Raw genomic sequence first — 21,415 nt, 5'->3', positions numbered from 1 at the left:
TTGCGGTAACTGTCCTCACACTCGCCGCTCTCGGGGTGGCCGCCGGCCTGGTCTGGTCCGGGCTGACGCCGCGCGCCCCCTACCAGGTCACCGAGCAGGGCACGACCGTGCTCGCCGACCCCGCCACGCAGGCGCTGATCGCGGCCGACGGCTGGTACGCGGTGATCACGGGCGCGCTCGGGCTGCTGTGCGGCGGGGTCGCCTGGTTCAGCGGGCGGCAGTGGATGCTGCCGGTGCTGCTGGGGCTGTGCGCGGGCGGCGTGCTGGCCGCGTTCCTGACGTTGTGGACGGGCACCACGTTCACGATCGGGGCGGTCACGGTCGAGGCCGCCGCCGCGCCCGGGGTCAAGGTCGTCCCCGGCGCGCTGCGGCTGACCGCCTCCGGCGTGCTGGTCTCGTGGCCGTTGCTGGCCGTGGGGTTCTTCGGGCTGCTGGAGGGCATGCACGGCTACCGGGAGTCGCCGCTGCGGCATCCGTACGGGATCGGGCCCGACCTGGGCGAGCGCCGCTAGAGCGGGGGTCTGCGCAGGCCGTGCCCGGTCGCCTGCTCGAAGGCGCGCGCCACCCGCAGCACCCTGGCGTCCTCGAACGGCCGCCCGACGATCTGCACGCCCACCGGCAGGCCGTCGGGGGTGAACCCGGCGGGCACCGACGCGGCCGGCGCGTGCAGGACGCTGATCCAGTACGCCGAGCGCATCCACGACAGGTAGTCGGGCAGCCTCTCCCCGTTGATCTCGCCGACGTACGGGTGCTCGACCGGGAACGGCGGCACCTGGCTGACCGGCGCGATGAGCACGTCATAGGTGTCGAAGAAGGCGGCCATGCGCTGGTAGAGGCGGCTGCGGGCCACCTCGGCGCGGGCCAGGTCGGCACCGGTGACCTGGCGGCCCTGCTCGACGTTCCAGGCCGTGTTGGGGCCCAGGCCGCTCTTGTCGCCGTGGGCGAGCAGGTAGTACCAGGCCCGGTAGGTCCTGAACGCGTCCTCGGCGCCGCTCAGGTCGAGCTCGACCTGCTCGACCCGCGCGCCGAGCCGCTCGAACACGGCGGGCGCGGCAGCGGTGACCGCCGCCGTGGCCGCGTCGACCGGCAGCCCGCCCAGGTCGGGGCTCCACGCCACGCGCAGCCCCGCCACGCCCTGCTCGGGCTCTGGCGCGAAGACCTCCTTGATCGAGTACGGCGAGCGCCGGTCGAACCCGGCGATGGCCCCCAGCATCAGCGTGACGTCGTCGACCGTCCTGGCCATCGGGCCTGGCACGGCCAGTGTGTACCAGGCGGCGAGGTCGGACGGGTCGGGGACGCGGCCGGGCGTGGGCCGCAGCCCGACCACGTTGCAGAACGAGGCCGGGTTGCGCAGCGAGCCGCCCATGTCGGAGCCGTCGGCCAGCGGCACCAGGCCGGCGGCCAGCGCGGCGGCCGCTCCCCCGCTGCTGCCTCCGGCCGACCTGTCCAGGTCGTAGGGGTTCCTGGTGGCGCCGAACACCTCGTTGACGGTGTGGGAGCCGGTGCCGAACTCCGGGGTGTTGGTCTTGCCGACCGTGACGGCCCCCGCCGCCCGCAACCGCCGGACGATCACGTCGTCCTGGTCGGGGACGTGCTCGGCGAACAGCGGCGAGCCGTACGTGGTGCGGATCCCGGCCGTGTCGACCAGGTCCTTGTGCGCCACCGGCACGCCGTGCAGCGGGCCCAGGGGCAGCTCCCCGGACCGCGCCGCCTCCCGTGCCCCCTCGGACCGCGCCACTGCGGACAGGGTCGCGTCGGCCGCCCTGGCCGCGTCGAGGGCGCGTTCGGCGGCCAGGGTGACGATCGCGTTGAGGCGGGGGTTGACCTCTTCGATGCGGTCGAGGTGGGCCTGGAGCACCTCCACGGCGCTGACCTGCCGGGTCTTGATCAGGCGGGCCAGCTCGGTGGCGGTCAGGTAGTGCAGTTCGCTCACCCTGCGATCCTCCCCCACCGCCACCCGAAAGGCGACGGCGAGGTCAGGCGCCCAGGCAGGCCGGGCCGAGGAGCTGTTTGAGGTCGCCCATGAGCGCCGGAGACGGCGTGACCCGCAGCCGGTCGCCGACCCGCATCACCGTCGTCCTGGGGCCGTTGTGCACCTGCAGGTGCACCTCCGAGGTGCCCGGGTGCGTCGTCAGGATCTCCTTCAGCCGGCCCACGACCGGCGGCGTGCAGCGGGTCAGCGGCAGGCTCACCAGCAGCGGCCCGCCGGCCTCCTGGGTCAGGTCGGGCGCGGTCACCTCCATGGCGATGACCTTCGCGACGTCCTCGCGCTTGTCGATGCGCCCCTTGACGAAGACGATCGCGTCCTCTGCCAGGATCGTCGAGCACAACTGGTACGCCGACGGGAAGATCATCACCTCGATCGAGCCCGCGAGGTCCTCGAGCTGGGTCAGCACCCAGGTGTCGCCCTTCTTGGTGACCTTGCGCTGCACCCCGCTCAGGATGCCGCCCACGGTCACCACCTGCCCGTCGGCCCGGCTCTCGTCCTGCACCGCCGCGATCGAGCAGTCGGCCCCTGCGGCCAGGATGTGCTCGACGCCGAACAGCGGGTGGTCGGACACGTAGAGGCCGAGCATCTCCCGCTCGAACTGCAGCAGCGTGTTCTTGTCCCACTCGCCGACCGGGATCTGCACGTCGAAGGTCTGGTCCTCGCCGCCGTCGATCGCCCCGAAGAGGGAGTCCTGGCCGATGGCCTCGTTCTTCTTGATGTCGATGATCGCGTCGACGGCCTGCTCGTGCACCATGACCAGGCCCTTGCGCACGTGGCCCAGCGAGTCGAACGACCCCGCCTTGACCAGCGACTCGATCACGCGCTTGTTGCAGACGATGGCCGGCACCTTGCGCAGGAAGTCCTTGAAGTCGGCGAAGCGGCCCTTCTCCTTGCGCGCGGAGATGATGCCGTCGACGACGTTGGCGCCGACGTTGCGGACGGCCGACAGGCCGAAGCGGATGTCGGTGCCGCGCGGGGTGAAGTCGAAGTCGGAGTCGTTGACGTCGGGCGGGAACACCTTGATGCCCATGCGCCGGCACTCGTTGAGGTAGAGGGCCGACTTGTCCTTGTCGTCCTTGACCGACGACAGCAGCGCGGCCATGTAGGCGGCCGGGTGGTTGGCCTTGAGGAAGGCGGTCCAGTAAGCGATGAGGCCGTAGGCGGCGGTGTGGGCCTTGTTGAAGGCGTAGTCGGAGAACGGCAGCAGGATGTCCCACAGCGCCTTGATCGCGGCGTCGGGGAAGCCGTTGTCCTTCATGCCCTGCTCGAAGGAGGCGTACTGCTTGTCCAGCTCCGCCTTCTTCTTCTTGCCCATCGCGCGGCGCAGCAGGTCGGCGGCGCCGAGCGAGTAGCCGGCCACGCGCTGGGCGATGGCCATGACCTGCTCCTGGTAGATGATCAGGCCGTAGGTCGTGTCGAGGATGTCCTTCAGCGGGTCGGCCAGCGCGGGGTGGATCGGCGTGATCTCCTGCTGGCCGTTCTTCCGCAGCGCGTAGTTGGTGTGGGAGTTGGCGCCCATCGGGCCCGGCCGGTAGAGGGCGAGGGCCGCGGAGATGTCCTCGAAGTTGTCGGGCCGCATCAGGCGCAGCAGCGAGCGCATGCCGCCGCCGTCGAGCTGGAACACGCCCAGCGTGTCGCCCTTGGCCAGCAGCTCGTAGCTCTTGCGGTCGTCGAGCGGCAGCGCGAGCAGGTCGACCTTCTCCCCCGTGGTCGACTCGATCATCTTGAGACAGTCGTCCATGATGGTGAGGTTGCGCAGGCCCAGGAAGTCCATCTTGAGCAGGCCGAGCGTCTCGCAGGTCGGGTAGTCGAACTGCGTGATGATCACGCCGTCGGAGTCGCGGCGCATGACCGGGATGTGGTCGGTCAGCACCTCGCGCGACATGATCACGCCCGCGGCGTGCACGCCGGTCTGCCGGATCAGGCCCTCGAGACCCTTGCCGAGGTCCATCGTCGCCTTGACGTCGACGTCTTCCTCGTAGAGCTTGCGCAGCTCGCCGGCCTCGGCGTGCCGCGGGTGGTCCTTGTCGAAGATGCCCGACAGCGGGATGTCCTTGCCCATGACGGCCGGGGGGAACGCCTTGGAGACGCGGTCGCCCAGCGCGTAGGGGTAGCCCAGGACGCGGCCGGCGTCCTTGATGGCGGCCTTCGCCTTGATGGTGCCGAACGTGGCGATCATGGCGACCTTGTCGGCGCCCCACTTCTCGGTCACGTAGCGGATCACGTCGCCGCGCCTGCGCTCGTCGAAGTCGATGTCGACGTCGGGCATGGACACGCGCTCGGGGTTGAGGAAGCGCTCGAAGATCAGGCCGTGCGGGATCGGGTCGAGGTCGGTGATGCCCATCGCGTACGCCACCAGCGACCCCGCCGCGGACCCGCGCCCCGGGCCGACCGGGATGCCGTTCTCCTTGGCCCACATGATGAAGTCGGCCACCACGAGGAAGTAGCTCTGGAAGCCCATCTGCTCGATGATGCCGATCTCGTACTCGGCCTGCTTCTTGTGCTGCTCGTCGTAGCCCTCGGGCCAGCGCCTGGCCATGCCCTCCCAGACGGACTGGCGGAAGAACTCGCTCTCCGTCATGCCCTCGGGGATCGGGTAGGTCGGCATGAGGTTCTTGAACTCGAAGAACCCGGCGGGATCGACCCGCTCGGCCACCAGCAGCGTGTTGCGGCAGCCCTCGGCCCACAGGTCGGAGGAGTCGACCGCGCGCATCTCGTCGGCGGTCTTGATGTAGTAGCCGCTGCCGTCGAAGCGGAACCGGTCGGGGTCGGACAACTGCTTGCCGGTCTGGATGCACAGGAGGGCGTCGTGGGAGGGCGCGTCGGACTCGTAGGTGTAGTGCGAGTCGTTGGTGACCAACGGCGGGATGTCCAGCTCATGGCTGATGCGGGTCAGCCCGTCGCGGACGCGGCGCTCGATGTCCAGGCCGTGGTCCATGATCTCCAGGAAGAAGTTCTCCCTGCCGAAGATCTCCTGGAACTTCGCGGCGGCCTTGAGCGCCTCGTCGTACTGGCCCAGCCGCAGCCGTGTCTGCACCTCGCCCGAGGGGCAGCCGGTGGTGGCCATGAGGCCGTCGGCGTGCTCGGCGAGCGTGTCGGCGTCCATGCGCGCCCACTTGCGCACGAACCCCTCGGTGTAGGCGCGCGAGGACAGCCGCATCAGGTTGTGCAGGCCGGTCTTGTTGCGCGCCCAGATCGTCATGTGGGTGTAGTAGCCACCCGCCGAGACGTCGTCACGCTTCTGGTGCGGCTCGCCCCACAGCACCGGCTTCTTGTTGTGCCGCGACTCGGGCGCGACATATGCCTCGATGCCGATGATCGGCTTGATGTCGGCGGCCGTGGCCTGCTTGTAGAAGTCGTAGGCGCCGTGCATGTTGCCGTGGTCGGTGATCGCGATCGCGGGCATGCCCAGGTCGCCGACCTGCTTGAACATCTGCTTGAGGCGGGCCGCCCCGTCCAGCATCGAGTATTCGGTATGGACGTGCAGATGCACGAACGAGTCGCTGGACGACATGGAGGGGCGCCTCCCGGTCTCGATGGCGGTGGGTGTGATCCGACTCTAGTGGGCCCGGCCGACATCCCGGAGCCGCCTCGCGCCCCCCTTCCGACCGGCGTGCCGGGGGCGTCGCGGCCAGCAGCGCCGATATCCTCGGACTCACCCAAGGTAGTCAAGGAGTCACTCGGTGCGCACGCAGTCGGACGAGGGATACAGCCACGCGCTGGGCAACCGCCAGGTTCAGATGATCGCCATCGGCGGGGCGATCGGCGTGGGGCTGTTCCTGGGCGCCGGGGGGCGGCTGGCCGCCGCCGGGCCCGCCCTCGTGCTCTCGTACGCCGCCGCCGGGCTGGCGGCGTTCTTCGTCATGCGGGCGCTGGGCGAGCTGGTGCTCTACCGCCCCGCCTCCGGCTCGTTCGTCGAGTACGCCGGGGAGTTCATCGGCCCGTGGGCGGCCTTCGCCAGCGGCTGGATGTACTGGGTCAACTGGGCCTTCACCGGCATCGCCGAGCTGACCGCGATCGCCGCGTACATCCACTACTGGGCCCCCGCCTTCCCCGAGTGGCTCACCGCCCTGATCTCCCTGTGCTTCGTCCTGATCGTCAACCTGCTGTCGGTGCGGCTGTTCGGCGAGCTGGAGTTCTGGTTCGCCATGCTCAAGGTCCTGGCCATCACGGTCTTCCTGGTGGTGGGCCTGGTGCTGGTGGTGTTCGCGGTGGGCGAGGCGGGGCCGGGCAACCTGGTCGCGCACGGCGGGTTCTTCCCGACCGGGTTCCCGATGGTGCTGATGAGCCTGCAGTCGGTGGTCTTCGCGTACGCCTCGATCGAGCTGGTCGGCATCACGGCGGGCGAGACGGCCAGGCCGCACGAGGTCATGCCGCGGGCGATCAACGGCGTCGTGTGGCGCATCGCGATCTTCTACGTCGGCTCGGTGGCGCTGCTGTCCATGGTGCTGCCGTGGACCGCCTACCGGGCCGACACCTCCCCCTTCGTGACGGTCTTCGCCGGGCTGGGCGTGCCGTGGGCGGCCGACGCGATGAACCTCGTCGTCATCACCGCCGCGCTGTCGTCCTGCAACTCCGGCCTGTACGCCACGGGCCGCATCCTGCGCTCGATGGCCATGAAGCAGGAGGCCCCCCGCTTCGCCGGCGCGCTCAGCTCCCGGCACGTGCCGACCGGCGGCATCCTGTTCACCGCGATCATGTTCCTGGGCGGGGTGGCGCTGTTCTACTTCCTGCCCGAGCGGGCCTTCAACATCGCCACCGCCGTGGCCTCACTCGGGGTGGTCACCACGTGGGGCGTGCTGGTGTGGTGCCAGACCCGCCTGCGCCGCGCCGGTCACCGCTCGACCTTCCCGATGCCGGGCTCGCCCTACACCAACTGGCTGACGCTGGCGTTCCTGGCGCTGGTGGTGCTGCTGATGCCGTTCGCCGACCAGGACCAGCGGGTGGCCTTCTACCTCATCCCCGCCCTGGCGGCGGGCATCGCCGTGGGCTGGGTGATCGTACGCCGCCGCGGCGCCGCCCGCACCGCGCGCCTGCCGCCCGAGCTGCACCCCGACCCTCCGCGCGCCGTCTGAGCCCCGTCCCCGCCTGAGCCGGGACGCCTCGCGGAAGAAGAGTCGGGCGCCCGCGCCGATCATCGGCTGGGTAGTCTCGATGGCGCAGCCAGAAGGAGTCGCCGCTCGGGAGGTCGCGCTGGACGGGGCGAGACGGAAGATCGTCCAGGTCGCGGCGGCGGCCGCGACGGGTGTCGCACTGGCGCTGGCGTGCCTGGCGCTCGACGTCTTCCCGAAACTGGCGTGCGCCGTGCTCGACGCGGGCTGTCCCACCGGGCGGGCGCCCGCCGGGGCGCTGCCGCAGGTCACCCGGCTGACGGCCGTGCAGGTGGCGCAGAGCGGCGCCTACGTGGCGCTCGGCGACTCCTACTCCTCCGGCGAAGGGGTCTACGACCTCGACAAGGAGCCGGTCAACGACGGGGCCGACCGCTGCCATCGGGCCACGGGCTCGTACGTGCCGCTGGTGGCCGAGACGTACCGGTTCGGCGGCGGCACCGCGTTCTACGCCTGCAGCGGCGCGACCACCCGCCAGCTCCTGACCGGCCAGCACGGCCAGCCTCCCCAGATCACCCGGGTGAGCGGTGACGCGAGCCTGGTGACGCTGAGCATCGGGGGCAACGACGCCGGGTTCTCGAAGGTGCTGACCGGCTGCATCGTCAAGCTCCCGTGGTCGTCGGCCTGCGTCGACCAGGACGCCGCCGTCAACCGGCGCATCGACGAGCTGCGGACGAGCCTGCTCGAGGTGCTCAGGGAGCTGCGCGTACGCGCGCCGCAGGCGCGGGTCGTCGTGCTCGGTTACCCCAGGCCCTTCCCCGCCGACCCGGTGGCGAGCGTCGACAACCTGAGCGTGGCGGACCAGCGCTGGCTGAACGGCGTGACGCGGCGGCTCAACGACACGGTGGGGTCGGTGGTGGCCGAGTTCGACCGGGCGATCGCCGGCTTCGGGGCGCCCGGCAGCGCCGAGTACGTGGACGCCTACGAGGCGTTCGCCGGCCACGAGGTGGGGCAGCCGCAGCCGTTCCTGAACGGGCTGGCCATGGACATGGAGGAGCTGAAGGTCAACGCCCGCAGCTACCACCCGACGGGCGACGGATACCGCCGCTTCGCCGAGCTGATCACCGGGCAGATCGCCCGGGGGCCGGGCCGCCCGATGAACAACTTCCACCTGACCACCGCCCCCAGCTCCGCACGCCCCTGACGGCCGCTCTCGGATGCGGCGCTCAGCGGCCCGCGCGTTCCTCGGCCAGGTGCAGGCCGGCCTCGATGACGGCGTTCATGATCGCGGCGAGCCGCGTCTCGCCCAGCGACGGCGCCCGTACGGCCATCCGCGCGACGAGCGCGCGCTCCCTGGCCAGGTCGCGCCCGGCGAACCCGCCGACCGGCTTGATCCGCTGCACGATCCCCGCCAGCCCGGCCCGCCGCTCCAGCAGCGTGGCCAGCGCCGCGTCGACCCGGTCGATCGCCTCGCGGCACTCCGGCAGCGTGGCGGGCGTCTCCTCGCGCAGCAGCCCGCCCACGACCGTCACGGCCTCCTCGGCGGCCAGCCGGTCCGCCGCGCCGGTGATCAGCCCGTCGGCCCCGGCCGCGACCGCGGCGGCCGACAGCCCGGCGTCGCCCGAGACGTCCACCAGCACGGGACGCCCGCCCGCGGCCCGCGCTGCCCGCACCAGCCCCAGGTCAGGACGCCCGCCCTCGCAGAGGATGACCCGCCCGTCGCCCTCCGTCGCGCAGTAGTCGGCCAGGCCCAGCCACTCCTCCACGGGGGCCGACGGCCGCCGCTCCACCACGACCGGCAGCCCGAGCCCGGACGCCGCCCGCACCAGGGGGATGTCACGCGTCCACGACGCCCCCACCACCACGGCCCCCGCCAGCTCGGCGATCGCCGGCAGGTCGGCCGCCGTGGCCGGCTCCACCAGCGTGGCCCCCTCCCGCAGCGCCGTGTACGGGTCGGCCGCCCCGCGCGGGGCCCGCAGGCTGACGCGCCCGCCGATCACCACGGCGGGCCCCTCGCCGACGAGCAGGCCGCCCACCGCGACAGCCTGACGTTCCAAGGTCGATGACATTCCGGCTCCTCGACTCCAGGGCCGGCCCTGCGGAGCCGGCGGAAAACCAAAAAGGCAGAGACGATGGTCTCTGCCTCGTGCCGACTCCAGGCGGTCGCTACCCGACGACCGGCTCTCCCGGAGCCGGCTCGGTAAACGCGTAGCGACGACAAGTCATATCTGAACCCTACACCCCGTCCCGACCTGCTGGTCGGCACGTTGTACAGGGCGGACTGACCTTCAGGCGAGTCGCCGTTGATCCCCCGCTATGGGAGTATTTCTTGGCCTAGAGGAGGGGTTTGAGGCCGTTGACGTCGGATCGTAAGCAGGACGGACGCCGCATCGCCGGCCGGTACCACCTGCAGGAGCCCATCGGCAGGGGCGGCATGGGCATCGTCTGGCGCGCCCACGACGAACTGCTCGACCGCACGGTGGCGGTCAAGGAGGTCAGATACGCCGCCGCCCTGGGCGAGGAGGTGCAGCTACTCAACCGCCGCACCATGCGCGAGGCGAGGGCGGCCGCGCGGTTCGAGCACCCCAACGTGATCGTCGTGCACGACGTGATCGAGGAGGACGAACGGCCCTGGATCGTCATGCAGCTCGTCCCGTCACGGTCGCTGGGCGCGGTGATCAAGCAGGACGGGCCGCTGCCGCCCAAGCGGGTGGCCGAGATCGGCCTGGCCGTCCTGGACGCGCTGCACCGCGCCCACGAGGCGGGGGTGCTGCACCGCGACGTCAAACCCGAGAACGTGCTCCTGGCCGACGACGGCCGGGTCGTGCTCACCGACTTCGGCATCGCCACCCTGGAGACCGAGACGCAGCTCACGGTCACGGGCCTGGCGGGCACGCCCGCGTTCATCGCGCCCGAGCGGCTCAAGGGCCTGCCCGCGCGGCGCGAGTCCGACCTGTGGTCCCTCGGCGCCACCCTGTACACGGCCGTGGAGGGCCGCTCCCCGCACGAGCGCGGGATGGCGCTGGCCACCATGCACGCCGTACTCACCGACGAGCCCGACCCCGCGCCGCACGCGGGTCCGCTCACCGACGTGATCCAGGGGCTGCTGGTCAAGGAGCCGGTGCAGCGGCTGACGTTCGAGGAGGCGCAGCGGCTGCTGCGCGAAACCGTCGCGCAGGCGAGCCCGCCGCCCACCACGCAGTTCCCCGCGCAGGAACTCCACGTCCCGCCGCCGGCCCCGCGTCCCGCCGCCCCGCCCGCGAAGCCGAAGCGGCCCGGCCCGGCCAAGGCCAGGCGCCCGTACGCCCCCGTCGAGGACGACACCCCCACCGACCCTGACCTCGTCCTGGGAGGGGAACCGGGGCCCAAGCCCGTACCGGCGGCCCTGCCCGAGACCGGCGCGCGCATCTCGCAGGCGCAGACCGTCAAGCCGACGCCGCCCTCTCCCCCGGGCGGCTCCGGGGAGTCCACCATCGGCGCGGTCAGGCCAGAGCCGCGGCGGGCGGGCATGATCCTCGCGGCGGCCGTCGCCGTCGTGCTGGTGGCCGGGGTGGGCGGCTACCTCGGCCTCAGCTCGGCCCCCGACGAGGAGCCGCGCGAGACCGGCGGCCCCACCGCGGCCGCCGTCACCGCCTCGACCCCGGCAGGCTCGGCGAGCGCGTCCCCTCCCTCTCCCCCGCCCTCCGCGTCGCCCTCCGCCTCTCCCTCGGAGACCGCCGCGCCGTCACCGAGCGCGACGCCCAAGGAGACGAAGGACCCGCTGCCCGCCGGGTGGAAGATGTACAAGGACAAGAAGATGGGCTTCTCCATCGGCCTGCCCAAGGGCTGGGACGTGTGGACGCGCAGCGGACGGCAGGTCAAGTTCAAGGGACCGGGCGCGGCCTCCAACGCGTACGTCATGATCGAGGAGGCGGCCAAGCCGGGCACGGACCCGTACAAGGACTGGAAGAAGCAGGAGCCGTCGCTCAAGAACAACTTCGGCGGCTACGACAAGCTCGCCATCGAGAAGGTCGAGGATCCGCCCGCCTACATGAAGGCCGCCGCCGACTGGGACTTCACCTGGAACACCAACACGGGGAAGACGCGGGTCCGCAACAGGGGGTTCGTCACGTACAACGGGCGGGCGTACGCCATCTACTGGCACACGCTCAACAGCCACTGGAAGGCGGACTACGACTTGTTCCTGGGGTTCTGCGCGACGTTCGAGCCCGCCAAGTAGGCTGCGCCCGTGCACGTCGGCAATCGCTATCGTCTGCTCGAACCGCTCGGCGAGGGCGGGATGGGCGTCGTGTGGCGAGCGTACGACGAGTTGCTCGACCGCACGGTGGCGATCAAGGAGGTCCGCTACACCGGGGTGGGCGACGCCAAGCGGGCCGAGCTCAACCGCAGGACCATCAGGGAGGCCAGGGCGGCGGGCCGCCTCGACCATCCCTCGGTCGTGGTCATCCACGACGTCGTCGAGGAGGACGGCCGGCCCTGGATCGTGATGCAGCTCGTCCGGTCGCGCTCGCTGGCGCAGGTGATCGGCGCGGACGGGCCGCTGCGACCGCGGCAGGTCGCGGTGATCGGCGGCCGGGTGCTCGACGCGCTGCGGGCCGCGCACGCGACCGGGGTGCTGCACCGCGACGTCAAACCGGAGAACGTGCTGCTGGCCGACGACGGCCGGGTGGTGCTGACCGACTTCGGCATCGCCTCGATGGAGACCGAGGCGGGGCTGACGGCGACCGGCGGCCTGGTGGGCACGCCCGCGTACATGCCGCCGGAGCGACTCAACGGCGAACCGGCCCGGCCCGAGTCCGACCTGTGGTCGCTGGGCGCGACCCTGTACGCGGCCGTCGAGGGCGAGCCGCCGTTCAGGCGCGACTCCTGGGCGGCGACCGTGGCGGCGGTGCTGCGCGACGAGCCCGCGCCGCCGGCGCGGGCCGGGGCACTGCGGCCGGTCGTCATGGGCCTGCTGCGCCCCGACCCGGCCACGCGGATGGGCGCGGAGGAGGCCGCCCGGCTCCTGTACGAGATCGCCTCCGCACCTGCCTCCGCCTCCCCCGCCCCGCCCCTTCCTCAGCCCTCTCCCTCCACTTCGCAAGGCCACGCACCCACCCCCGCGCCCTGGACCGGTGACGGGCTCGCCGGAGGAGGGCCGGCGGAGACGGGCGGGCCGTCCCCCACCGTCCCCGGAGAGCGGGACCGACGCGGGAGGGCGTGGTGGATCTGGGCGCCCGCGGCCGTGGCCGCCCTGGCGCTGCTGGGCACGGGGGTCGTGCTGCTGTCCGACCGCTGGAGCGCCGCGCCCACCGACACCGACCCCACCCCGGTCGGGCAGGCCACCACCGGCCCTGTCCCGGCGGGCGACCCGAGCGCCCCGGCCCAGGACCCGGACGAGCAGCCGTCCGCGGACCCGTCGGCGACCCCGGAAGACGATCCCACCGCACCCCCCACCACGCCCGTCCCCGACGGCTGGCGGCGCTACACGAACGCGGCGGGCCGCTTCCAGATCGCCATGCCCGACGGCTGGACGGCGAAGAAGCACGTCACCCGCGACAGCGTCTCCTTCACCGGCCCCGGCACCTCCGGCGCGATGATCGTGGAGTGGACGGTGCCCGACCTGCCCTGGTCCGACCCCGTACGACACTGGACCGCGCTGGAGGCGGAGATCAAGCGCAAGGGCGAGTTCCAGGGCTATCGGCGCATCGGCATCACCGCCCTCGACTACCAGGGCCGCCCGGCCGCCGACTGGGAGTTCACCAGGGTGCGCGAGGGCGTCACCATCCACGTGGTCAACCGGGGCTTCCACACCGCCGACCGCCGGCCGTACGCCCTCTACTGGGAGACCCCGAACTCCCGCTGGACCAAGGACCGCCGCTACTTCGAGACGTTCGCCAAGACGTTCAGAGCACGATGAAGGAGCAGGCGCGGTTCTGGCGGCACCCGGCGGTGCCGGAGACCGACCTGCTCAAGGCCCGCTACGTCACCCACCGCTTCTCCCGGCACGCGCACGACGGCTACGCCATCGGCCTCATCGTCGCGGGCGTGGAGGAGTTCGACTACCGGGGCACGCTGCACCGGGCGGGCGCGGGCGAGCTGGTGCTGGTCAACCCCGACTCGGCGCACACGGGGCAGGCCGGGGTGCCGGGCGGGTGGGCGTACCGGATGCTCTACCCGTCGGTCCACGCGCTGGCCGCCGTCGCGGAGGAGCTGGGCGCGCCCGCGGGGACGCCGCACTTCCCGCGCCAGGTGGCGCGCGACGACCAGGTGGCGGCGCTGCTCGGACGCGCGCACGAGGCCGCGGAACGCGGTGACGCGCTGGCCGCCTCGACGTTGAGCCGGACGCTGTTCGCCCGGCTGCTGACCCGCCACGCCGCCCCCAGGCCGCCCGCGGTGCCGCCCGCCGAGGGCAGGCGGGCGGTGCGCGAGGCGCTCGACGTGCTGCACGCGAGCCTGGTCGATCCGCCGACGCTGGACGACCTGGCGGGCGCGGTGGGGGCGCGGCCGTTCGCGCTGCTGCGGGCGTTCAAGGAGGCGACGGGGATGCCGCCGCACGCCTACCTGACCTCCCTCCGGGTACGCCAGGCCCGTCACCTCCTGCTGGCCGGCGTGCGCCCGGCGCTCGTGGCCGCCGAGGTGGGCTTCACCGACCAGGCCCACCTCAACCGCCACTTCAAGCGCATCATGGGCGTCCCTCCCGCCGCCTACCAAAAGGCCGCAGGAACGTACAAGACCCGCTAATCACCCGGCACCTAGCCTCCCTAGGCATGGAACCGACAACTCACCGTTCCGCCGCCGTACGGGACGGACTGGGCGTGGGCCTGGCCGTGGGGCTGTCCGGGCTCGCCTTCGGCGCCGCGGCCGTCACCGCGGGCCTGTCCGTGCCGCAGGCGTGCGTGCTGAGCCTGCTGGCGTTCACGGGCGCCTCGCAGTTCGCGCTGACCGGCGCGGTGGGGGCGGGCGGCGACCTGCTGGCCGCCGCCCTGGGCGCGCTGCTGCTGGGCGGCCGCAACACCCTGTACGGCCTGCGCCTGGCCGACCTCCTCCGGGTACGCGGCCCGCGCAGGCTCCTGGCCGCCCAGGGCGTCATCGACGAGACCACGGCCGTCGCGCTGGCCCAGCCGACCCAGGAGGCCGCGCGTACGGGCTTCGTGACCACGTTCGCCAGCCTCTACCTCACCTGGAACCTGACCACGCTGGCCGGCGCGTACGGCACCTCGTTCCTGGGCGACCCCGGCGTGCTGGGCCTGGACGTGGTGGGCCCGGTCGCGTTCCTGGCCATCCTGTGGCCCCGGCTGACGGAGAGCGCCGAACTGCGCCGGCTCGCCGTGGCCGCGGCGGCGGTCGCGCTGTGCGCCACCCCGTTCTTCCCGCCGGGCGTGCCGGTGCTGATGTCGGCCGTGGCCGTTTTGGTGGTGATGGTGCGATGACGTTGTGGTGGGCGATCGCCGCCGTCTGCGCGGGCTGCTACGCGCTCAAGCTGGCCGGGCTGGCCGCCCCCCGGGCGGTGCTGGACCACCCGGCGGTGCGCAGGTTCGCCGAACTCGTGCCGGTGGCGCTGCTGGCGGCGTTGATCGCGGTGCAGATGTTCACGGCGGAGGGCGGGCTGCGCTTCGACCCGGCCCGCGCGGCTGGGCTCGGCGCCGCGCTGGTGGCGCTGCTGCTGCGCGCGCCGTTCCTGGTCGTCCTGGCGGCCGCGGCGGTCGTCACGGCACTCGCCCGGATGGCGCTGGGCTAGCTCCCCCGGACAGAGGCCCTCAGGACTCGTCGCGGCCCTCAGGACTCGTCGCGCACGATGTCGAGGGCCTTCTGCAGGTCCTGCGGGTAGTCGGTGCCGAACGACACCCACTCGCCCGTCGAGGGGTGCTCGAAGCCGAGGGCCACCGCGTGCAGCCACTGCCGGGTGACGCCGAGGCGGGCCGCGAGCGTGGGGTCGGCGCCGTACTGCAGGTCTCCGACGCACGGGTGGCGCAGCGCCGCCATGTGCACCCTGATCTGGTGCGTACGCCCGGTCTCCAGCTTGATGTCCAGCAGCGACGCGGCACGGAACGCCTCCACCGTGTCGTAGTGCGTCACCGACGGCTTGCCCCCTGCCACCACGGCGAAGCGGCCGTCGCCCGCCGGGTGCCGGTCGATGGGCGCGTCGACCGTGCCCCTGAACGGGTCGGGATGCCCCTGCACGAGCGCGTGGTAGCGCTTGTCGACCGTGCGTTCCTTGAAGGCCCGCTTGAGATGCGAGTAGGCGTGCTCGCTCTTGGCCACGACCATGGTGCCCGTGGTGTTGGCGTCGAGCCGGTGCACGATGCCCTGGCGCTCGGCGGCGCCGCTGGTGGCGATGGTGTGCCCGGCCCCGAGCAGGCCGCCGATCACGGTGGGGCCCGTCCAGCCGACGGTCGGGTGGGCGGCCACCCCGATGGGCTTGTTGACCACGACGATGTCGTCGTCCTCGTAGACGACGGACATGCCCGGCACCGGCTCGGCGACCGGCATGGGCGCGCTGACCGGCGGCGGCATGGTCACGTCGAGCCAGGCGCCCGCCTGCACCCGGTCGGACTTGGCGGGCTGCCGCCCGTCGACGAGCACCTCGCCCGCCGTGATCAGCTCGGCGGCGCGGGTGCGGGAGAAGCCGAACAGGCGCGAGAGCGCGGCGTCGAGCCGCTCGCCCTCCAGGCCGTCGGGCACGGGCAGGCTGCGCTGCTCAGTCATCGCCGGCCACCTCCTTCTCCTCGTGCCCGCGCGTGCGCGGCTCCTCCTTGGAGCCGTCGAGCTGTACGTTGCGCCAGGCCAGGATGACCGCCAGGATGCCGCCGCAGACGATCGCCGAGTCGGCGATGTTGAAGACGGGGAAGTAGTCGATGACGGGGAAGTTCCCCGGGAGCACCTCGATGAAGTCGACGACGTGCCCTTGGAGCTGGGTGGAGCGCCCGATGCCCGAGGGGTAGCGCAGCAGCCGGTCGGTGAGGTTGCCCACCGCCCCGCCCAGCAGCAGGCCGAGCGTGATCGCCCAGGAGAGGCTGCCCAGCTTGCGGGCGGTGCGCACGATGGCCACGACCACGCCGGCCGCGATGAGGGTGAAGACGAAGGTCATTCCGGTGCCGATGCTGAACGCGGCGCCGGAGTTGAAGATGACCCGGAACTGCAGGACGCCGGGGATGACCACCAGCGGCGCCTCGCCTTCCAGGGTGCGCAGCACCACCGTCTTGGTGGCGAGGTCGGCCGCGTAGATCACGGCCGCCAGCGCGATGAGGATGGTGATCAGGCGACGGCGGGCCCTGCCCGCCGTGCCACCCTCCCCCGGGCCGCCCGCTACCGGCGCTCCTCCTTCTGCTTGCAGGTCACGCACAGCGTCGCCCTCGGGAACGCCTGGAGGCGTTCCTTGCCGATCGGCTTGTGGCACGATTCGCACACTCCATAGGTCCCTGCGTCGATCCTGGCGATCGCACGTTCGTTCTGCGCGACCAGATCGCGCGCATTCAGGGTAAGGGCGATCTCGCGTTCGCGCTCGTACGTCTTGGCGCCGGCGTCCGCCTGGTCGTCGCCGGCTCCCTGGGTGACGTCTCCAGAGGCTATCTCGGTCTCGTGGCGGAGGATGTCCGCCTCGAGCTCGTCGATCTCCTTCTGGAGCCTGCCGCGTACCTCGGCCAGCTCTTCCGCCGACCACATCGTCGGTGTAGCCGTCTGCGTGACTGCCGCCATGGCTGCCTCCATTGCTGATCAAGGCCGTGAAATGGTGCGGGCAGCTTAGGATCCGGATAACGGAACGGCAAACGACCCGCCGGACGGTTTACCTCTCCCGTACTATCCCGCCCCGCGCATTCAACTCCTCCTCAGCGGCGTCCATTCCCACAACTTTGCGCGGTTTACGACTTGCGTACCGATCGGTGTCGAGAGCCGGGCTCCGCCCTGGAAAACCTGGAAGCCTTCGCCTCCACTCTGCGTTATGGTTTGTGTCTGCAAGGCGTTGATGGGGCCCGACTGTGAGGGATATCACCCCGGAGCCGCCGGAAGAACGGCCCTCACGGGCTCATTAGAACCGGCCGCAGTCAATGAAGAGGGCCTCGCCTAGCGCGGGGTCAAGAGGGGTGGTACCGCGGGGCCGCGAGGCTTCGTCCCTTCACGCACAGCCCTACCGGCCGCTCAAGCGTGGAGGTCACGCCCGAAATGTCGTCGCCAACGTTCCGCTCTCTTCCCGCGCAGGTCGACCTGCCCGCGCTCGAGCGCGAGATTCTCGACCGCTGGCGGGACGGGAAGATCTTCGAGCGTTCCGTGGAGCAAAACGCCGGCAACCCCTCCTGGGTCTTCTACGAGGGGCCGCCCACCGCCAACGGCCTGCCGGGCGTCCACCACGTCGAGGCGCGCGTGTTCAAGGACCTGTTCCCACGCTACAAGTCGATGCGCGGGTTCAGCGTGCCCCGCAAGGCTGGCTGGGACTGCCACGGCCTGCCGGTCGAGGTCGGCGTCGAGCGCGAGCTGGGCCTGTCCGGCAAGAAGGACATCGAGACGTACGGCATCGCCGAGTTCAACGCCAAGTGCCGCGAGTCGGTGCTGCGGCACGTCGACGCGTTCGAGCAGATGACCGAGCGGATGGGCTACTGGATCGACCTGTCCCAGGCCTACCGCACGATGGACCCGTCCTACATCGAGTCCGTGTGGTGGTCGCTGAAGGTCGTCTTCGACAAGGGGCTGCTGTTCCGCGACTTCCGGATCACGCCCTACTGCCCGCGCTGCGGCACCGGGCTGTCCGACCACGAGCTGGGCCAGCCGGGCGGCTACGAGACCGTCTCCAGCCCGTCGGTCCACGTCCGCATGCCCGTGACCGCCGGCCCGCTGGCCGAGCTGGGCGCGGCGCTGCTGGTCTGGACGACCACGCCGTGGACGCTCGTCTCCAACACGGCCGTCGCCGTGCACCCCGACGTGACCTACGTGGCGGCCCGCACGGCCGAGGGCGAGGTCCTCGTCGTGGCCGAGCCGCTGCTGTCGGTGCTCGGCGAGGGGGTGACCGAGGTGGCCCGCTACACCGGCCGCGACCTCGAGCACACTCCCTACAGCCGGCCGTTCGACCTGGTCGACATCCCCGGCGCCCACTACGTCGTGCTGGGCGACTACGTCACCGTCGAAGACGGCACCGGCCTGGTACACCAGGCCCCGGCCTTCGGCGCCGACGACCTGGCCGTCACCAAGCGCTACGACATGCCGGTCGTCAACCCGATCGGCCCCGACGGCCGCTTCCTCGACGACGTGCCCATGGTCGGCGGCAAGTTCTTCAAGGACGCCGACGAGGAGCTGACCGACGACCTGCGGGCGCGCGGCCTGCTCTACCGCGGCAGCCACTTCGAGCACAGCTACCCGCACTGCTGGCGCTGCCACACGGCGCTGCTCTACTACGCGCTCCCGTCCTGGTACATCCGCACCACCGCGGTCAAGGACCAGATGCTGGCCGAGAACGCCGACACCAACTGGTATCCCGACACGATCAAGTGGGGCCGGTTCGGCGAGTGGCTGCGCAACAACGTCGACTGGTCGCTGTCCCGCTCGCGCTACTGGGGCACGCCGCTGCCGCTGTGGGTGTGCGAGCGCGACGAGTCCCACGTGACGTGCGTCGGCTCGCTGGAGGAGCTGGGCTCGCTGGCGGGCCGCGACATCTCCGCGCTCGACCCGCACCGCCCCTACGTCGACGACGTGACGTTCGACTGCCCGGCCTGCGGCGGCGTGTCCCGCCGGGTGCCCGACGTCATCGACGCCTGGTACGACTCGGGCTCCATGCCGTTCGCCCAGTGGGGCGAACGGGGCCTGCCCGAGGGCCTCTACCCGGCCCAGTTCATCTGCGAGGCCACCGACCAGACGCGTGGCTGGTTCTACTCGCTGATGGCCGTCGGCACCCTCGTCTTCGGCCGCTCCTCCTACGAGAACGTGCTCTGCCTCGGCCTCATCCTGGCCGAGGACGGCCGCAAGATGAGCAAGCACCTGGGCAACATCCTCGAGCCGATCCCGCTGATGGACCAGCACGGGGCCGACGCCCTGCGCTGGTTCATGGCCTGCTCCGGCTCGCCGTGGGCGGCCCGCCGGGTGGGGCACGGCACGCTGGAGGAGATCGTCCGCAAGGTCCTGCTGACGCTCTGGAACACCGCCTCGTTCTTCACCCTCTACGCCAACGCCGAGTCCTGGTCGCCCGACCGGCTCGCCGAGGCCACCCCGGCCGCCCAGCGCCCGCTGCTCGACCGCTGGGCGCTGGCCGAGCTGCACCGTACGGTGGCCGAGGTCACGGCGGCGCTCGACGACTACGACACCCAGCGGGCCGGCCGCCGCCTGGCCGATTTCCTCGACGACCTGTCCAACTGGTACGTCCGCCGCTCCCGCCGCCGCTTCTGGCAGGGCTCGGAAGACGCGTTCGCGACCCTGTACGAGTGCCTCGACACCGTGCTCAAGCTGATGGCGCCGATCACGCCGTTCGTCACCGACTACCTCTGGGACGTGCTGCGCGGGCCGCAGGAGCCGTCCTCGGTGCACCTGACGACCTGGCCGCAGGTGCGCGACGACCTGCTCGACCCCGTGCTGTCGGACCAGATGGCCCTGGTGCGTCGCCTGGTGGAGCTGGGCCGCTCGGCCCGCGCCTCCTCCGGCGTCAAGACCCGCCAGCCGCTGCGGCGCGCGCTGGTGGGGGCGCACGACTGGCCGTCGCTGCCCGGGGAGCTGCGCGGGCTGGTGGCCGACGAGCTGAACGTCCAGACGCTGGAGGACATGTCGGGCTTCAGCGCCGATCTGGTGTCCTACTCGGTCAAGCCCAACTTCCGGGCGCTGGGCAAGCGGTTCGGGGCCCGTACGAAGATGGTGGCCGCCGCGATCGAGGCCGCCGACGCCACCCGGGTCGCCCGTGCCCTGCGCTCGGGCTCGACGGTCATGGTGGAGGCCGACGAGCTGGGCGAGATCATGCTCGGCCCCGACGAGGTGATCGTCAACGAGCAGCCCCGCTCGGGCTGGGCGGTGGAGACCGGCGCGATCGGCACGGGCACCGGTGAGACGGTCGCCCTCGACCTGGAGCTGACCGACGAGCTGCGCCGCGCGGGCCTGCTGCGCGAGGTCATCCGCCTGGTCCAGGACGCCCGCAAGTCCACGGGCCTGTCGATCACCGACCGCATCCACCTGTGGTGGACCGCCTCCTCCCCCGACCTGGCCACGGCGCTGCGCGCGGAGGGCCACGTGGTGACGGAGGAGGTGCTGGCGACCGACCTCACGGAGGGCACCGCCGACGGCCTGCCGTCCCACACGGACGCCGACCTGGGCCTGACCTTCCAACTCCGCCGCGCCTGACCCGTCAGGAAGCACCCCACAAGGCTGCACCCCCGCTCAGGGACGCACTCGCCAGAGCGCGCCCCTGAGCGGCGGCACCCCCACCACCCTCCAAGCCACAACCCGCCCTTCAAGCAACCACCACCAAGAGGAAGTAAGCAGGCCAGAACGACGACGATCCCATTCGCCGTACCCTGTCCTGTCACCCTGCCCGACCCCGCCACCTTGCCCGACCCATCGCCTTGCCCGACCCCGCCGCCCTGCCCGACCCATCGCCTTGCCCCGGCCCCGCCGCCTTGCCCGACCCCATCGCCTTGCCCCGGCCCCGCCGCCTTGCCCGACCCCGCCGCCCTGCCCGGCCCATCGCCTTGCCCCGGCCCCGCCGCCTTGCCCGACCCCGCTGCCTTGGCCCGGCCCATCGTCAGCCGCCCATCCCGCAGCCGAGCCGACACAGGCAGCTACCTCCGGCGACCGTCCCTCAGCCGCACCAGCACAAACGCGCTCTCCTGGCCCCATCTGGCCCTGCACTCGGCCAACCGTCCCGCAACCGTGATGGCGCGGGCGACTGCCCCTGTCCCGTCAAGGTCCGCTACCAGCCAACCGTCTCGGGGTTGTGCTGCCCCAGGCGGCGGATAGCTTCCCCACCGTGACCTCAGCCCAGCAACCCACAGCCGTACTGGCACGCACGGCGACCCCCGCCCGCGCTCAACCGAACATCCACCTGCCAAGTCGACGCGGGAAGCTATCCCGGCCTGACCTCAGCAACCGTCCACCGGGCCGCGCCGACGCAGGGGGTGCGCAACCGCCTCCGCCCTCAGCAACCATCCCCCCGACCGCGCCAACGCAGGAGGCCGCGCGACCACCTCCGCCCTCAGCAACCGTCTCCCCAGCCACGCCAACGCAGGAGGTGCACAACCACCTCCGCCCTCAGCAACCATCCCCCCGACCGCGCCAACGCAGGAGGCCGCGCGACCACCTCCGCCCTCAGCAACCGTCTCCCCAGCCACACCAGCGCAGGAGGTGCACAACCACCTCCGCCCTCAGCAACCATCCCCCCGACCGCGCCAACGCAGGAGGCCGCGCGACCACCTCCGCCCTCAGCAACCGT

At 71.9% G+C, this 21,415-nt stretch carries 15 protein-coding genes; 9 read left to right on the top strand and 6 right to left on the bottom strand.

Translation table 11 applies throughout. The features are described from left to right. Nucleotides 1-35 precede the first annotated feature (35 nt). Nucleotides 36-512, top strand: a complete 477-nt coding sequence (locus tag ACZ6S0_RS08360) for a hypothetical protein (RefSeq protein ID WP_465914633.1) — start codon at nt 36-38, stop codon at nt 510-512. Here the strand turns inward: ACZ6S0_RS08360 and ACZ6S0_RS08355 are convergent. Continuing rightward, entirely contained in the window at nt 509-1,933 is a 1,425-nt protein-coding gene (locus ACZ6S0_RS08355) for an amidase (RefSeq protein ID WP_465914630.1), read from the bottom strand. The genes ACZ6S0_RS08360 and ACZ6S0_RS08355 overlap by 4 nt on opposite strands. 43 nt (nt 1,934-1,976) lie before the next feature. Next, a complete protein-coding gene (gene dnaE / locus ACZ6S0_RS08350; RefSeq protein WP_465914628.1) occupies nt 1,977-5,504 on the bottom strand; it encodes a DNA polymerase III subunit alpha in 3,528 nt (1,175 codons plus the stop codon). Between the two features lie 169 nt (nt 5,505-5,673). Here dnaE and ACZ6S0_RS08345 point away from each other — a divergent pair, with 169 nt between their 5' ends. Continuing rightward, entirely contained in the window at nt 5,674-7,065 is a 1,392-nt protein-coding gene (locus ACZ6S0_RS08345; protein WP_465914626.1) for an amino acid permease, read from the top strand. Between the two features lie 79 nt (nt 7,066-7,144). Continuing rightward, the gene (locus ACZ6S0_RS08340) at nt 7,145-8,242 is read left to right on the top strand and encodes an SGNH/GDSL hydrolase family protein (RefSeq protein WP_465914625.1); all 1,098 of its coding nucleotides are present in this window, start codon (nt 7,145-7,147) and stop codon (nt 8,240-8,242) included. Nucleotides 8,243-8,264: 22 nt separating this feature from the next. On the opposite strand, the gene ACZ6S0_RS08335 is transcribed toward ACZ6S0_RS08340, so the two are convergent. Continuing rightward, nucleotides 8,265-9,107: a chorismate mutase gene (locus ACZ6S0_RS08335; protein WP_465914622.1), complete on the bottom strand. Its 843-nt coding sequence runs from the start codon at nt 9,105-9,107 to the stop codon at nt 8,265-8,267. A 287-nt stretch (nt 9,108-9,394) separates the two neighbouring features. Here ACZ6S0_RS08335 and ACZ6S0_RS08330 point away from each other — a divergent pair, with 287 nt between their 5' ends. The 5 genes from ACZ6S0_RS08330 to ACZ6S0_RS08310 are packed head-to-tail and all read left to right on the top strand — an operon-like array spanning nt 9,395 to nt 14,758. Continuing rightward, nucleotides 9,395-11,257 carry a serine/threonine-protein kinase gene (locus tag ACZ6S0_RS08330; RefSeq protein WP_465914620.1) on the top strand — a complete coding sequence of 621 codons (1,863 nt, stop codon included), beginning with the start codon at nt 9,395-9,397 and terminating at the stop codon, nt 11,255-11,257. Nucleotides 11,258-11,266: 9 nt separating this feature from the next. Continuing rightward, a complete protein-coding gene (locus tag ACZ6S0_RS08325) occupies nt 11,267-12,937 on the top strand; it encodes a serine/threonine-protein kinase (protein WP_465914619.1) in 1,671 nt (556 codons plus the stop codon). Beyond that, nucleotides 12,934-13,761, top strand: a complete 828-nt coding sequence (locus ACZ6S0_RS08320; protein WP_465914617.1) for an AraC family ligand binding domain-containing protein — start codon at nt 12,934-12,936, stop codon at nt 13,759-13,761. The genes ACZ6S0_RS08325 and ACZ6S0_RS08320 overlap by 4 nt, the downstream gene beginning before the upstream one ends. Nucleotides 13,762-13,787: 26 nt before the next feature. Next, entirely contained in the window at nt 13,788-14,450 is a 663-nt protein-coding gene (locus ACZ6S0_RS08315; RefSeq protein ID WP_465914615.1) for an AzlC family ABC transporter permease, read from the top strand. Next, complete coding sequence (locus ACZ6S0_RS08310; protein ID WP_465914612.1) at nt 14,447-14,758, top strand: AzlD domain-containing protein; 312 nt, start codon at nt 14,447-14,449, stop codon at nt 14,756-14,758. Before ACZ6S0_RS08315 ends, ACZ6S0_RS08310 begins: the two co-directional genes overlap by 4 nt. 38 nt (nt 14,759-14,796) lie before the next feature. Here ACZ6S0_RS08310 and ACZ6S0_RS08305 read toward each other — a convergent pair whose 3' ends face one another. The 3 genes from ACZ6S0_RS08305 to ACZ6S0_RS08295 are packed head-to-tail and all read right to left on the bottom strand — an operon-like array spanning nt 14,797 to nt 16,716. Beyond that, on the bottom strand, nt 14,797-15,726 hold the full coding sequence (locus ACZ6S0_RS08305) for an RluA family pseudouridine synthase (RefSeq protein WP_465914611.1): 930 nt from the start codon (nt 15,724-15,726) through the stop codon (nt 14,797-14,799). Then, nucleotides 15,719-16,363 (bottom strand): signal peptidase II, encoded by a 645-nt coding sequence (gene lspA / locus ACZ6S0_RS08300; RefSeq protein WP_465914608.1) that lies wholly within the window; start codon nt 16,361-16,363, stop codon nt 15,719-15,721. The genes ACZ6S0_RS08305 and lspA overlap by 8 nt, the downstream gene beginning before the upstream one ends. Beyond that, nucleotides 16,327-16,716 carry a TraR/DksA family transcriptional regulator gene (locus tag ACZ6S0_RS08295; RefSeq protein ID WP_344891575.1) on the bottom strand — a complete coding sequence of 130 codons (390 nt, stop codon included), beginning with the start codon at nt 16,714-16,716 and terminating at the stop codon, nt 16,327-16,329. Before ACZ6S0_RS08295 ends, lspA begins: the two co-directional genes overlap by 37 nt. 465 nt (nt 16,717-17,181) lie before the next feature. Between ACZ6S0_RS08295 and ileS the strand changes: the two genes are divergently transcribed. Beyond that, nucleotides 17,182-20,328, top strand: a complete 3,147-nt coding sequence (ileS, locus tag ACZ6S0_RS08290) for an isoleucine--tRNA ligase (RefSeq protein WP_465914606.1) — start codon at nt 17,182-17,184, stop codon at nt 20,326-20,328. Nucleotides 20,329-21,415: the final 1,087 nt, after the last annotated feature.

The organism is Nonomuraea sp. NPDC051298, from assembly GCF_055586305.1.
This window is presented reverse-complemented; position numbering and strand designations above follow the sequence as displayed.

What these genes read in the sequence shown, in the direction of transcription:
- dnaE (WP_465914628.1), bottom strand. Translation starts at nt 5,504, where the DNA reads ATGTCGTCCAGCGACTCGTTCGTGCATCTGCACGTCCATACCGAATAC.
- ACZ6S0_RS08310 (WP_465914612.1), top strand. Translation starts at nt 14,447, where the DNA reads ATGACGTTGTGGTGGGCGATCGCCGCCGTCTGCGCGGGCTGCTACGCG.
- ileS (WP_465914606.1), top strand. Translation starts at nt 17,182, where the DNA reads ATGTCGTCGCCAACGTTCCGCTCTCTTCCCGCGCAGGTCGACCTGCCC.
- ACZ6S0_RS08335 (WP_465914622.1), bottom strand. Translation starts at nt 9,107, where the DNA reads ATGTCATCGACCTTGGAACGTCAGGCTGTCGCGGTGGGCGGCCTGCTC.
- ACZ6S0_RS08340 (WP_465914625.1), top strand. Translation starts at nt 7,145, where the DNA reads ATGGCGCAGCCAGAAGGAGTCGCCGCTCGGGAGGTCGCGCTGGACGGG.
- ACZ6S0_RS08315 (WP_465914615.1), top strand. Translation starts at nt 13,788, where the DNA reads ATGGAACCGACAACTCACCGTTCCGCCGCCGTACGGGACGGACTGGGC.
- ACZ6S0_RS08305 (WP_465914611.1), bottom strand. Translation starts at nt 15,726, where the DNA reads ATGACTGAGCAGCGCAGCCTGCCCGTGCCCGACGGCCTGGAGGGCGAG.
- ACZ6S0_RS08295 (WP_344891575.1), bottom strand. Translation starts at nt 16,716, where the DNA reads ATGGCGGCAGTCACGCAGACGGCTACACCGACGATGTGGTCGGCGGAA.
- ACZ6S0_RS08320 (WP_465914617.1), top strand. Translation starts at nt 12,934, where the DNA reads ATGAAGGAGCAGGCGCGGTTCTGGCGGCACCCGGCGGTGCCGGAGACC.